The sequence below is a fragment of the Enterococcus sp. DIV0561 genome (assembly GCF_050539875.1).
Lineage (GTDB): Bacteria > Bacillota > Bacilli > Lactobacillales > Enterococcaceae > Enterococcus > Enterococcus faecalis.
In genome coordinates, this window is sequence record NZ_CP172927.1 from 2,427,252 (window position 1) to 2,440,073 (window position 12,822).

13 protein-coding genes are annotated in these 12,822 nt (G+C 37.3%); 2 read left to right on the forward strand and 11 right to left on the reverse strand.

The window, feature by feature from the left end:
* Together IGM13_RS11640 and IGM13_RS11645 are read right to left on the reverse strand one after the other, a co-directional pair.
* Positions 1 to 207, reverse strand: coding sequence for a DUF3955 domain-containing protein (locus IGM13_RS11640; RefSeq protein ID WP_002355151.1), 207 nt, complete (start codon positions 205 to 207; stop codon positions 1 to 3).
* Between the two features lie 164 nt (positions 208 to 371).
* Positions 372 to 962, reverse strand: a complete 591-nt coding sequence (locus IGM13_RS11645) for a peptidylprolyl isomerase (protein ID WP_002361120.1) — start codon at positions 960 to 962, stop codon at positions 372 to 374.
* Between the two features lie 204 nt (positions 963 to 1,166).
* Here IGM13_RS11645 and IGM13_RS11650 point away from each other — a divergent pair, with 204 nt between their 5' ends.
* On the forward strand, positions 1,167 to 2,177 hold the full coding sequence (locus tag IGM13_RS11650) for an NAD(P)/FAD-dependent oxidoreductase (RefSeq protein WP_002419150.1): 1,011 nt from the start codon (positions 1,167 to 1,169) through the stop codon (positions 2,175 to 2,177).
* 148 nt (positions 2,178 to 2,325) lie between these two features.
* A complete protein-coding gene (locus IGM13_RS11655) occupies positions 2,326 to 3,288 on the forward strand; it encodes a phosphoglycerate dehydrogenase (RefSeq protein WP_033591561.1) in 963 nt (320 codons plus the stop codon).
* Positions 3,289 to 3,352: 64 nt separating this feature from the next.
* On the opposite strand, the gene IGM13_RS11660 is transcribed toward IGM13_RS11655, so the two are convergent.
* From IGM13_RS11660 to IGM13_RS11700, 9 genes are all read right to left on the reverse strand, one after another.
* A complete protein-coding gene (locus IGM13_RS11660; RefSeq protein ID WP_002419148.1) occupies positions 3,353 to 4,906 on the reverse strand; it encodes a bifunctional metallophosphatase/5'-nucleotidase in 1,554 nt (517 codons plus the stop codon).
* A gap of 97 nt (positions 4,907 to 5,003) precedes the next feature.
* Entirely contained in the window at positions 5,004 to 6,284 is a 1,281-nt protein-coding gene (locus IGM13_RS11665; RefSeq protein ID WP_002359172.1) for an extracellular solute-binding protein, read from the reverse strand.
* 23 nt (positions 6,285 to 6,307) lie between these two features.
* A complete protein-coding gene (locus tag IGM13_RS11670) occupies positions 6,308 to 7,597 on the reverse strand; it encodes an MBL fold metallo-hydrolase (protein WP_002359171.1) in 1,290 nt (429 codons plus the stop codon).
* Positions 7,581 to 8,399 carry a carbohydrate ABC transporter permease gene (locus IGM13_RS11675; RefSeq protein ID WP_002355144.1) on the reverse strand — a complete coding sequence of 273 codons (819 nt, stop codon included), beginning with the start codon at positions 8,397 to 8,399 and terminating at the stop codon, positions 7,581 to 7,583. The genes IGM13_RS11670 and IGM13_RS11675 overlap by 17 nt, the downstream gene beginning before the upstream one ends.
* 4 nt (positions 8,400 to 8,403) lie before the next feature.
* Positions 8,404 to 9,279, reverse strand: a complete 876-nt coding sequence (locus IGM13_RS11680) for a carbohydrate ABC transporter permease (RefSeq protein WP_002355143.1) — start codon at positions 9,277 to 9,279, stop codon at positions 8,404 to 8,406.
* Positions 9,279 to 10,412 carry an ABC transporter ATP-binding protein gene (locus IGM13_RS11685; RefSeq protein ID WP_002385276.1) on the reverse strand — a complete coding sequence of 378 codons (1,134 nt, stop codon included), beginning with the start codon at positions 10,410 to 10,412 and terminating at the stop codon, positions 9,279 to 9,281. Before IGM13_RS11685 ends, IGM13_RS11680 begins: the two co-directional genes overlap by 1 nt.
* Positions 10,413 to 10,558: 146 nt before the next feature.
* A complete protein-coding gene (locus IGM13_RS11690; RefSeq protein ID WP_002355141.1) occupies positions 10,559 to 11,497 on the reverse strand; it encodes a glycosyltransferase family 2 protein in 939 nt (312 codons plus the stop codon).
* 203 nt (positions 11,498 to 11,700) lie between these two features.
* Positions 11,701 to 12,030, reverse strand: a complete 330-nt coding sequence (locus IGM13_RS11695) for a HesB/YadR/YfhF family protein (RefSeq protein WP_002355140.1) — start codon at positions 12,028 to 12,030, stop codon at positions 11,701 to 11,703.
* A gap of 54 nt (positions 12,031 to 12,084) precedes the next feature.
* A complete protein-coding gene (locus IGM13_RS11700) occupies positions 12,085 to 12,750 on the reverse strand; it encodes a potassium channel family protein (protein WP_002355139.1) in 666 nt (221 codons plus the stop codon).
* Positions 12,751 to 12,822: the final 72 nt, after the last annotated feature.

Below are 12,822 nucleotides of genomic sequence, written 5' to 3' on the forward strand. Positions count from 1 at the left end.
TTAATTCTTTCTTTTGCGTTTAGCTAAATAAACTCTGACGAACCAGATACCTGAAAATAGAAGTAAAATTTCTCCAATTATTATTGTATAAAATCCTGGTTCATGAACGATTCCTTGCTGATCTACATACGTAAAAAACGTTCCTATAAATGGGAGTATTACTGCAAACAAAGCCAAGGCCATTGGATATCTGTATTTTTCTAACAAATTTGCTTCCTCTCCTTCTATTCTTTCACTCAGTATCCTATAAAGACTTCATTAAAAGAAGCGATTTGGGTGCTTTTAAAAAAAAGTTAGTCGTTTTAAGAAAAAAATAAAGAGTACCAACGAATTTGTCCCTCGTTGATACTCTCTTTTTCAATTAGTTAAACTTATTCACCAATGATTTCAACTGTGTCCATCACAACATCAAATGTTGGACGGTCTTGGGCATCCCGTTGGACTCCACCAATTTCATCCACTACATCCATACCATCAACCACATGACCAAAAACAGTATGACGGAAGTCTAACCAAGGTGTTCCGCCTTGTTTGTAAGCTTCAATAATTTCTTCTGGAAAACCAGCATCTTCTAACTGACTCATCATTTGAGCTGGAACATTTTGATTAGTAACAACAAAGAATTGGCTACCATTTGTGTTAGGACCAGCATTTGCCATTGATAATGCGCCACGCAAATTGAAAACATCCCGAGAAAATTCATCCTCAAATGCTTCTCCATAAATACTTTCGCCGCCCATTCCTGTTCCGGTTGGATCACCGCCTTGAATCATAAAATCAGGAATCACACGATGGAAAATAACGCCATCATAGTAGCCCTTTTTCGCTAATTCAACAAAATTTTCAACCGTTTTAGGCGCTTGTTCTGGGAATAATTGAACAGTGATGTCGCCTCGGTTTGTTTTAATGACCGCTTTTGGGCCTTTAGCATTTTCTAAATCTAATTGTGGAAATTGTGACATGAGAATGTCCTCCTAGATAATTATTTTATAGTTCCATCATATCGAAAAATGCCAAAAATTGCTATGATCTTTTTCCAATGATTAAAGAATGCTTTGATTCGTTAGCCAAACTTGCTTTTTTCGAAAAGCCGTGCTATTTTGTGAAGTGTTCGCAAAACGATCAATAGTTGTCTCAACCCTAAATGAATTAGGAGGAATTTTCAAATGTCTGATGAAAAAGATATTTATGATTTAACGATTATCGGCGGCGGTCCTGTTGGATTATTTGCCGCTTTTTATGCGGGAATTCGTAAAGCAAAAACGAAAATCATTGATAGCCTGCCGCAATTAGGTGGTCAGCTAACAATGCTGTATCCCGAAAAATATATTTATGATATTCCTGGATTCCCTGCTATTAAAGCCGGTGAGTTAATTGCCAATTTGGAAAAACAGATGCAGCCATTTCAGCACGATGTTTGCTTGGAAGAAGAGGTCACACACCTTGCACAGGAAGCAGATGGACTTCTGCGCTTAGACACAACTAAAGGCACACATTACTCTAAAACGGTTATCTTTGCGATTGGTAACGGCGCTTTCCAACCTCGACGTTTAGCTATCGAAAATGTTGAAGCCTTTGAAGGTGAGTCAATCCATTATTATGTGACTGACATGAAAAAATTCGCTGGCAAAAAAGTTGCGATTGCTGGTGGCGGCGATTCCGCAATTGATTGGGCTTTAATGCTAGAAAACGTCGCAGAAGAAGTATCTATTATCCATCGTCGCCCACAATTTCGCGGCCACGAACATAGCGTGGAACAACTGGAAAAATCTAGTGTTTCTATCAGAACTCCTTATATCATTAGTGATATTTTAAAGGAAAACGAAACGTTCACAGGCATCCAATTAACGGAGACAAAAGGTGACCAAACATTGGATCTCCCTCTGGATGATTTAATTATCAATTATGGCTTTACTTCTTCTTTAACACACCTCAAAGAATGGGAATTAGACGTTTCTAGAAATGCTATTAATGTTCATTCCGATATGTCAACTAACATTCCTGGTGTATACGCTGTAGGGGATATCTGTTCCTATGAGGGAAAAGTGAAATTAATCGCTACAGGCTTTGGTGAGGCACCTACTGCCGTAAATAATGCTTTACATTACTTACGGCCCGATGCTCGACGTCAACCAGTTCATAGTACAAGTTTATTTGAAAACGGCGTACCTAAATAAGGTTAGCACTGGACTTTAGCAGTTTTTAAGCCAAGGACAAAAATCTAAATCGGATTTTTGTCCTTGGCTTTCTGCTTTACTGAAAAGCCTTTCTTTTTCTCTTTTAAATTTATTTTTGATACAATAAAAAGTGCTAGGAGGAAGAAAGATGAACCAACCAATTATTTATTTAAATGAAGTATTCAACGAAGAACAACTGGAACAAGTCAAAGCTGTGGCACCCAATTATCTAGTTAAAACATCTACCGATTATTTATCCTCTGCTGAAGAAGAGGCCATCGAAATTATGTTAGGCTGGCATAAAGAAATTGGTCCGCGTTTATTAGCCTCTGATACTAGTCAGCTAAAATGGATTCAGCTCATTTCTGCTGGTGCTGATTATATGGATTTTGATAAATTAAGAGAAAAAGGCATTCTGTTGTCTAATGGTAGCGGAATCCATAGTGTTTCTATCTCAGAACATGTTTTAGGCGTTTTATTAGCACATACCCGCGGACTGCAAGAAAGTATCCAACAACAAATGCAACACACATGGAATCAAACAGCCCCTTCCTATCAACAACTTTCTGGGCAAAAAATGTTAATCGTAGGCACTGGGCAAATCGGACAACAATTAGCTAAATTTGCTAAAGGTTTAAATCTTCAAGTTTATGGCGTGAATACCTCTGGACATGTGACGGAAGGCTTCATTGAATGCTATTCACAGAAGAATATGAGTAAAATTATCCATGAAATGTCCATTGTTGTGAACATTCTTCCTTTGACTGAAACAACAAAACATTTATACAATCAGGCACTTTTTGAAAAAATGGCTCCTGAAACAATTTTCGTAAATGTTGGTCGCGGCGCCTCAGTAGCAACGAACGATTTAATAACTGCCTTAAACAATAAAACCATTGCTTTTGCTGCCTTAGATGTCTTTGAAGAAGAACCTCTTCCCGAAGATAGCCCTTTATGGGAGATGCAGAATGTTTTATTAACACCTCATATTTCTGGCATGACACCGAAGTTCAAATCAAAATTACTGGCGATTTTTATTCCAAACTTAAATCAATTTGTGACGGATCAGACCCTCGTCAAAAACCAAGTTTCCTTAAAAAAAGGCTATTAACTCAAAAAAGGCCTTCAACCATCTTTCAAGTAATTGCATGGTTGAAGGCTTTTTTTGCTTTTTTTTACCAGATAACCTTGAAGTTATCATTTGTCGATGCTTGAATGATTGGATGTTTTTTCAAATATTCTGCAATCAGTTCCGTCATATCAATTTGGATTTCTCGAATAATTTTTTCAGGTTGGAACATTTGATAGTTTCCGCCACCGACTGCTCGGTATTGATTTGTCACGATTTCCAAAACATCTTCTGCTTGCACTGCTTTACCATGATAATTAAGTTTCGTCACTCTTTCACCAAACGGTTGTCTTAAATCCAGCGTATACTCAATACCTTCATACATATCATAATTATAGTATTGTGGTTTTGGATCGACATATTTCGGGTTAAAAATTGGTTGGCCTTTTTCTAACACAAAATAAGTAGCGCTTTGTTCTAACGCTTCACGGAGGTCTTGTCCAGTGACACGCAATACAGCCAAGGTATTTGGATAAATGTAGTTGGTAATGATATCGCGCATCGTAATTTGATTATTAAACCCTTTGCCTTCATTGTTAAAAAGTGCAGTCCCTGAAATATCCGTTCCGCTTGAAGCCATTTGGACGTTATTAATAAATTCTATATATGGATGTTCTTTGAGGCGTACGGCATTCGGATTTTGAATCGTCATATCCCCTTCCACATTTCCCACTGGTTGGTCAAGCCACTCTTCTACCTCGTCATGTAACGCTGTTGTCAAAGCTAAAACTTCTGCATCTGGTTGTTCGTTTCCAACAGGATGAATAGCTGCGTCACTTCCAATAACGCGATAGCCTTTAGCCATAGGTTCAATTTCTAAAGTAATTTCTCCAACGAAAGCTCCTCGAAAACCTGGTTGAATCACAGGTATTCCATTCAGTTTTGTAGCAATTTCTCGATGTTGGTGACCAGTGACTAAGGCATCAATCCCAGGAACTTTTTCCAATAAATCGTAGCCTTCATTTTCTCCTGTTAGTAATTCCGTGGGTTCCCCTGTTTCTAAATCTTTTTCAAAACCGCCATGGTAAGCGACAACAACTAGGTCTGCTTCTTCCCGCAGTTTTGGCACGTATTCCGCCGCTGTTTCAACGACACTTTTAAACGTTAAATCTTTGACTGTTGCCGGCTGTTCCCAATGAGGAATATATTGAGTCGTCACGCCAAGGATGGCTACTTTAACTCCTTGTTTTTCTATGATGACATACGGCTGACCGAAATAAGGTTGTCCATCTTTACCAAGAATATTGGCAGCTAAAACTGGCTGTTGATAACTGGCAATCGTTTCCTTTAAATAATCTAAACCGTAATTAAATTCGTGGTTACCTAAAATGCTAACATCATAATTCATTTGATTAATGATTTTAGTGATGGCTTCCACTGAATGTGTTTCTGCTTTTCTTACGTAGTAACTAAGCGGCGAACCTTGAATAAAATCCCCATTTTCAATTTGAAAAACTGGTCCTTTGGCAGACGCACGTAACTTTTTCAGCATGGTTGCTGCTTTTGCGGTTCCAAAAGGCAAATCCATCTTTTTTTCACTATAACTTGTTGGCATAATATACCCATGCATATCACTTGTTGCTAAAATTTTTATTTGCATTTTGTTTCTCTCCTTCTTCCGCCCAAAAGAACAGGAAGGTTAGAACACGAGCCATAACGACTCAGATCCCAACCTCCCACGTCTGTTTATTTATTGATTATTGGTTCCATGCTTGTTCAAATTGTGACGTTGCATCTTTCAATAATTTTTTCGTGTCTTTATTTGATGAAGCAAAAATACTTTCCATAATTGTCCGCATTTCATTATAGGCTGAATCAGCATTCTCTTCTACTGGGATAGCGAATAAATCTTTTACTGCGTTTTCAAGTTGTGCAGGTACTTTGGTTGTCTTAGAGTTTTTGTACTCATCACTGTGTAAAACAGATTCTAAAATTGGCATATAACCTGTTTGTTGTGCCCAGTACAATTGTGAATCAGGCGTTGCTAAGAATTTCATGAATTCAAATGCCGCTGTCCGTTGTTCTGGCGTAGCACTATCGAACATATAAATATCTGTTCCTTGTTGTAAGTTGATTTTTTCAGGACGTGGTGCAACACCGTATTCATAGCCACCAGCTTCAGCATCTTTTTGAACAAAACCAGCACCAGCAATACTACCGACAAACATTGCTACCTTTTTGTTTGCAAATGGGCCAGATAAATATTTATCTGAACCAGCTGTGCGGAAGTAACCTGCTTCGATACCATCACGGTAATAGTCCACGACTTCTTGTGAATCTTTGCTTGTTAAATCTAAGTCTTTATTAAAATCAACGCCTTTGTTTTTCATTCCAATTGCGTAATAGTTATTTAACGAGTCAAAACCAGCACCAACGACTTCTTTGTTGGATTTTTCGTAAATTGTTTTAGAAGCTTCTTTTAATTCCTCTAATGTTTTCGGTACTTCAACACCATATTCTTTCAACAAATCAGCATTATAGAATAACATTTCTGTCGATTTATTAAATGGAATGCCGTATTGTTTGCCGTCGATTTTGGCGCCGTCTAACAATACTTCACGAATTGGCTCTGCATCTTTCCAACCGATTGTGTCATCATCCATATATGGTTTTAAGTCCACTAACATTTCATCTTGTGCAGCATTCCATAACCAGCCTGGGTACGCTTGCGTAATTGTTGGTAAATCTTTTGGTGAAGTTAAAGTCGAATTGATTTTGGCTTGTAAATCAGGGTAAGCAGATTGATTTTGTAATTCCACTTTAATTTTTGGATTTTCTTTCATGAAGTCTTTCGTTAATTTTGTTAACGCTTCTTCTTGAACCCCATTCATGGCATGCCAGAAAGTGATTGTCGTATCTTCCTTCACTTCTTTCACAATATCGTTTGATTCTTTAGCCCCATTACCGTTACCACAAGCCCCCAATGCGAAAATAGCTGCGGTTGCTAACACTGTTGTTGCTAGAGTTTTGAACTTCATTTTTTTCTCTCCCTTAAAAAAATTTATAAAACAATTTGTTCGCCACGTTCTGGCAATATTCTTTCACCATACGGGTTTTCCAGTTTTTCTGGTTTTAACGTATGGATTGGAACCAATACTTGAGGTTCAATCAATGCAATAATTTTATCCAGATCTTCTGGAATTGCATGTCCTGAACAAGCTAAACGGACAAAAGTAATGTCTTTTTTAGCCAACAAATCTAAAAACACGCGATACTGTGGATCAAAGTCTCCTAACGGTTGCGCATCACTGTGAATGTATAAACTACCTTCTTGGAGGTTGTCAAACTGGTTCACAACTTGCCACAAATAGTCTGTTTTGTCCTTTAGTAACGTGTCATACGGGATTTCTAACGCTGGATTCAATTCTGGTATTTTACCAGATTCAGCATAATAATAACGAACTTCTATTCCAAATACTTCAAGTAACAACGCAGCCATATTTGCTTCTAAAACGACTGTACGTGGTGACTTTTCAATAATCTTAGCAAAACGTTCCACGTTTGCTGGATAACCATTAAAGGTAATTTGTCGATTCGGGTTTTCTAGTTCTAAACGAACCAAGTGCTGAACAAGATCTTCTTCACTGACAACCGCTATTTGCGCTGGATCTGGTTCACGTTCTGGGAAGCTAATGCTTACGCCTTCCATCATTAATAATTCAGTATGTTTGGCTTTTTCACAAAAAGCTAAAGTCTCTTCACGATTATGGCCATGTAAGCGCAAATCACCTGTGTATGTGATGAAATGGTCAGGCGTGCGAATCAGTAATGCCGAAGCACCGTACGCATCATGATCAACAGGTACGATTTCCACTGAAATTTCGCCAACTTTAATCACATCGTTTTTATTAAGACCAATCATTTCTCGGGTAAAATTCTTTTCTTCAAACGGTGATGGAATCAAAAAATCACCTTTGCGATTTAAACTATTTAGAATCATTTTCGTTTCTTTTAGGGTGTACAACGGAACAGCTGGGTCTAAATAATTAATCATGCGTGAATGATCTAAATGGGCATGAGATAAGAAAACAGCTGTGTGTTGATACTCTTTGTCTTCTGCACCATGATATTCATAACCTAAACGTGGATCATATAAGTCTTTTAATTCTGGCACTAAACGATTATTAATTAAGGTTTCAATGTGATCATCGGGCAAATCTAATTCTGGTCGAAATTCTGTACCAAAATCAAAGAAGATGTGGGCATCTTTATACGCCACTTCAATCACGGTTCCTCCAATTGTTAAAATGCCACTGTGAAAAGTCACAGTTGTTTTAGCCTTTGATTCCATTTTTTGCAACTCCTCTGATAATTTCTTTTCTGAAAATCAAGTAAATAATTAAAATTGGAATAACGGTTAATGTTGCAGCAGCCATTTGTAAATGTACGTCACTACCGCTCTCTGTCGCAAAGGCCGATAGTCCATTATTCAATAGACGGTATTTTTTCTCGTTCGTCACCAACAATGGCCACAAGAAAGAATTCCAACTAGAAATGAATGTTAAAATCCCTACTGTTACTAACGCTGGTTTTGACATTGGTACTAAAATACGCCAAATATATTCTAAATCACTAGCACCATCAATCTTGGCAGCCTTGTAAAAAGTATCAGGAATACCTTTTAAATACCCGTTTAAATAGTAAATATAAAAAATACTAGTTAAAAATGGAATAATTAAGGCGCTGTAAGTATTTAACAAACCTAATTGCGCAATTGTTTGATAATTGGTAAAGATAATAGATTCATATGGAACCATTAACAACGAAATCATCAAAGCAATGACCACATTTTTAAAACGGAACTTCAAACTCGTTAACGCGAATGAAGCTAAAACGGCGGTGACTACCGTAGCAATCGTTGTAACACCTGAAACAAAGACTGTGTTCAAGAAATACCGAAGAAAGGGTGCTTTTTGAAAGACCTCTGTGTAGTTTTGCCATTGTGGTTGTTTCGGAAACATGGTTGGCGGCATGCTGGTCGCTTCAGAATAACTCATTAAACCAGCTAAAATCATATAGACAAATGGAAATAACGTAATAACGGCTAAAATGCCTAAGAAAACAAATGCGATAATCGTTAAAACTTTTTTCATTGGCTTATTGCCCCACTTTCTTTAAGAGTTTATTTTGTAAGAAAGTGACCACTAAAATAATCACAAATAAAATCACTGTGGCGGCCATCGCAATTCCGGGACGCCCTGCAATGTGGAATTTGTCATAAATATAGTACACTGCGGTTGTGGCACTATTGGCAATCCCCGCACGACCACCGAATAAAGCATAAACTTGTGTATAAACTTTAAAGGCGCCAATTAAATTGACCGTTAATAAAAAGGCAATGGTCGGGACTAGTTGCGGAAACGTAATACGTCGGAAAATTTCGCCGTCTGAGGCACCAAACATTTTCGCTATTTTAAAGTGTTCTTCATCAATATTTCTCAAGCCCGCCAACAAAATAATAATATTAAATGCTAAACTCGTCCAAACCCCAAAAATAATCAATGTCGGCATACTCATTTGAACATTATCTAGCCAGTTGACAGAAGGAATGCCGAAAAAGCCTAAGACGTAATTGACAATTCCATAATCGCCATTAAAGAAGTAACGGAAGACAATCCCAATGGCAATCGTACTCGTTACATAAGGCATAAAGAAAATCGTTTCAAAGAAACTCTTATGTTTAACTTTTTCAAAGATAATCCAAGCAATTGCTAGGGAAATTATCAAGGCAATCGGTACCACAGCAAATGCATAGAGCGCTGTATTTTTTAACGCTTTATAGAAGATTGGATCATTCAATACACGTTGATAATTTTCTAAACCAGCGTAGCGTTGGTTAATTAAGGAACCTTTTTGGAAGCTCATCCACAAAGAACGAAACAGCGGATAAACGCTAAACAGTAAAATGATTCCTAATGATGGCAGAAGGAAGAGCCATGCTTTTGGTTGATTTTCTGGATTGTATTTTTTCATTAGTAAACCCGGTCTCCCGCTTCGTTAAAGATAAATACTTTTTTATATGAAAAATCAAAAGATAAAGTGTCTCCTTCTTCAATCGCTTCTTCTACACTTACAATTGATTTCACTTGTTCATTTCCTAATGTAAATCGTAAAATACGTTCTCTACCAATCAATTCCACTAAATCTGTCGTTGTGGTAAAGAGACCTGTTTCAGTTGGTACCACATCTTCTGGACGAGAAGCAAACGTATATTTCCCGTCAGTCATTGGCATTTTAAAGCGTGCTTGCTCAAAACGCTCAAGCGGAATTTCAAAACTTTCGTGGTACATTTTGCCGTCTTTCACTTCAACAGACAATAAATTAATAATTGGGTTACCTATGAACTGAGCAACAAATAAGTTATTTGGTTCTAAGTAAAGGTTTTGAGGTTCATCATTTTGTTGAATAACCCCTTCGTTTAATAAAATAATTTTATCACTGATTGATAGCGCTTCCTCTTGGTCGTGCGTTACAAAGATTGTTGTAATCCCTACTTCTTTCACCAAGCGGCGGATTTCTTCACGAATTTTCAAACGCAAACGTGCATCCAAGTTACTTAAAGGCTCATCTAATAATAAAACATCTGGTTTTTGAACTAACGCCCGGGTAATCGCAACACGCTGTTGTTGACCACCAGAAAGTGTGCCTGGCTTTTTATGGCTTAACTCTTCAATATTCGTTAGTTTCATATATTCTTCGGCAATAGCTTGTGCCTCTGCCTTGGGAACTTTCTTACTTCCTACCGTCAAAGGAAACATTACGTTTTCTAAAACAGTCATATGTGGATATAAGGCATAGTTTTGAAAAACGAACCCGATGTTCCGATCTTTTGGTGCTGTTTTGACAACCGATTGCTGTCGAAACTGAATATCTCCATCACTTGGATGTAATAAACCTGCAATTAAGTTTAAAATTGTGGATTTCCCACACCCACTTGGTCCTAACAAACAAACCAAGTCCCCTTGCTCAATCGTAAAATTGACCGATTTTAACGCTTCAAACCCATTATCGAATACTTTTTTCAAGTCGATAACTTCTATCATGACCCAACCTCCAAAAAAACATTTAATAGCATACCTTTTGATTTTAACATTTATTTCTTGCAACCGCGAGAGCAAAGCTGTTTCATTAAGATAAAAATAGGTAAAGTTAATGTATTTTTTATGTAAAAAATGTTGTTTTTCTGAAAAGCCTGTTTACACTTTTTTTAACGCATAACAAAAAAGCAGAGAAAAATTCTCTACTTTTTTGGTTATTTTTTAGAATCTTTTTCTGATTCCTTTACAATATAAATTGGTCGTTTTTTCGTTTCTAAGAAAATTTTGCCGATATATTTGCCAATAATTCCTAAACATAATAGTTGCAAGCCACCTACAAAAAGTACAATACAAACCATTGAAGGCCAGCCGCTTGTTGGATCACCATTAACTAATGTTCGAAAGATAATCACTAACATTGCTAGTGCAGAACCAATACACGAAAAGGCGCCAACGTATGAAGCAATATTCAATGGTGTTTCTGAAAAATTGACAATCCCGTCAATTGAATAACTTAATAGACTCCAGAAAGACCAAGAGGTTTCTCCAGCAATTCGTTCTCGATTTTTAAATTCAATATATTCTGTTTTAAAGCCGACCCAACTAAAAATCCCTTTTGAAAAACGATTATACTCAGATAACTCTAAAATCGCATCGACCATTTGTCGGGTCATGACACGGAAGTCACGGGCACCATCCACCATTTCTGTCTCAGCAATTCGATTAATGAGTTTATAGAACATCCGAGCAAAAAAGCTACGAATGGGCGGTTCGCCGTCTCTTGTTATGCGTCGTGTGCCAACACAATCTAAATCTGTACTGGTTTCAATCATCTCAATCATTTGAGGTAATAACTCAGGCGGGTCTTGTAAATCAACATCCATGACTGTCACCAAGTCACCTGTTGCTTCTTTTAAACCAGCGTATAAACCTGCTTCTTTCCCAAAATTTCGTGAAAAAGAAAGATAACGGACCTTCTCTGGATGTTCGCGATAAAGCTGTCTTAAAACAGCTAACGTCTTATCTTTTGAGCCATCATTCACAAATATATATTCTACTGAATGAGACAGTTGCTGGCTAATTTTTTCTACTTCTTCAAAAAACAGCGGAATCGCTGCTTCCTCATTATAACAAGGGACAACAATTGATAACATTTTATTTCCTCCACACTTCAGTTAATTATCATTATACCATATAATAGCCTTATTAAATAACGATATCCAACTAAAAATAACTTAAATAGAAAGAACCTGAGAAAAAATCCAAAACGATTTTTTCTCAGGCTGACTAGCGGTTAAACGAAAGCAACAGAAATAGTCCTACGCACTATTTCAGCCTCTTTTGTTTAGCACTAAAATTATTTTGTTAAATCTTCTTGGTTTGCTTCAAATTGATAACGCGGTTCATCATTCTTTTCATCATAATCAACAATCAAATCATAGCCTTTAAAGAACCAATCATCTGTTTCTTCAATAAAATAGGTAATCCCATCTAGGTTCTCTTTAATCATTGGCTCATCTGGCGCTTCTACAGACATCGCAATGGAAAAACCATCATGAACAGGTGTTTTTCCGTAAATTTTTCCGAAAAAACGAATGCCTGTCTCAGGCTGAACCCCGGTTTCTTCTTTAAACCATTGTTGGGCTTTCGGTGTCACTTCTAATTTCATTCTTTGTTCCTCCTTCACATCTCTGTCGCCATTTATTGTAGCACAGCGCAGTGCTTTTAGAGAATAAAGTGCTTAGCCATTCATTTTTTCATCTAATAAATCAACATCTGCGGTATCACCGATAACTAATAAATTATCGTTTTCTCGAACAATTTCAGAAGCATCTGGCGAAGCAATTACTTCTGTTTTCGAGCGGCGAATCGCTACCACAGTTAAACCAAATCGTTGACGGAAATTTAATTCTGCTAAGGTTTTATTGTAAAATTTAGGATTGGTGACCCTAACCTCAGCTAATGAAAATTCGCTAGATAATTCAATATAATCTAAAATATTGCGTGAAACAAGTTTGTGAGCAATTCGAATACCCATATCTCGCTCTGGGTGAACGACCATGTCTGCCCCAATTTTATCTAAGACACGGGCATGATATTCATTGACTGCTTTGGCTAAGACATTGGGAACCCCCATCTCTTTAACCATTAGCGTCACTAAAATACTCGCTTGAATATCTTCACCAATTGCCACCACTACGTGATCAAAATTCCGAATCCCTAAAGAACGCAACGTCATTTCATCTTGGGCGTTAGCCACCACTGCATGCGTTGCAATATTCATATATTCATTGACACGGTCTTCACTGCTGTCAATGGCCAAAACTTCTTGACCAGCTTCCACCAAAGTTTGGCATATGCTGCCGCCAAAACGTCCTAAACCAATAATTGCAAAATTTTGTTTCATTTCTTCTGACCGCTCCTGTCTGTTCGTTAAAATTAGTATAACAAATCCATAAATAAATTCCTAGAAGGATTT

Bases quoted from the DNA above. Each gene is read 5' to 3' on its own strand.
- IGM13_RS11645 (WP_002361120.1), bottom strand. From the start codon at position 962: ATGTCACAATTTCCACAATTAGATTTAGAAAATGCTAAAGGCCCAAAA.
- IGM13_RS11650 (WP_002419150.1), top strand. From the start codon at position 1,167: ATGTCTGATGAAAAAGATATTTATGATTTAACGATTATCGGCGGCGGT.
- IGM13_RS11655 (WP_033591561.1), top strand. From the start codon at position 2,326: ATGAACCAACCAATTATTTATTTAAATGAAGTATTCAACGAAGAACAA.
- IGM13_RS11660 (WP_002419148.1), bottom strand. From the start codon at position 4,906: ATGCAAATAAAAATTTTAGCAACAAGTGATATGCATGGGTATATTATG.
- IGM13_RS11665 (WP_002359172.1), bottom strand. From the start codon at position 6,284: ATGAAGTTCAAAACTCTAGCAACAACAGTGTTAGCAACCGCAGCTATT.
- IGM13_RS11670 (WP_002359171.1), bottom strand. From the start codon at position 7,597: ATGGAATCAAAGGCTAAAACAACTGTGACTTTTCACAGTGGCATTTTA.
- IGM13_RS11675 (WP_002355144.1), bottom strand. From the start codon at position 8,399: ATGAAAAAAGTTTTAACGATTATCGCATTTGTTTTCTTAGGCATTTTA.
- IGM13_RS11680 (WP_002355143.1), bottom strand. From the start codon at position 9,279: ATGAAAAAATACAATCCAGAAAATCAACCAAAAGCATGGCTCTTCCTT.
- IGM13_RS11690 (WP_002355141.1), bottom strand. From the start codon at position 11,497: ATGTTATCAATTGTTGTCCCTTGTTATAATGAGGAAGCAGCGATTCCG.
- IGM13_RS11700 (WP_002355139.1), bottom strand. From the start codon at position 12,750: ATGAAACAAAATTTTGCAATTATTGGTTTAGGACGTTTTGGCGGCAGC.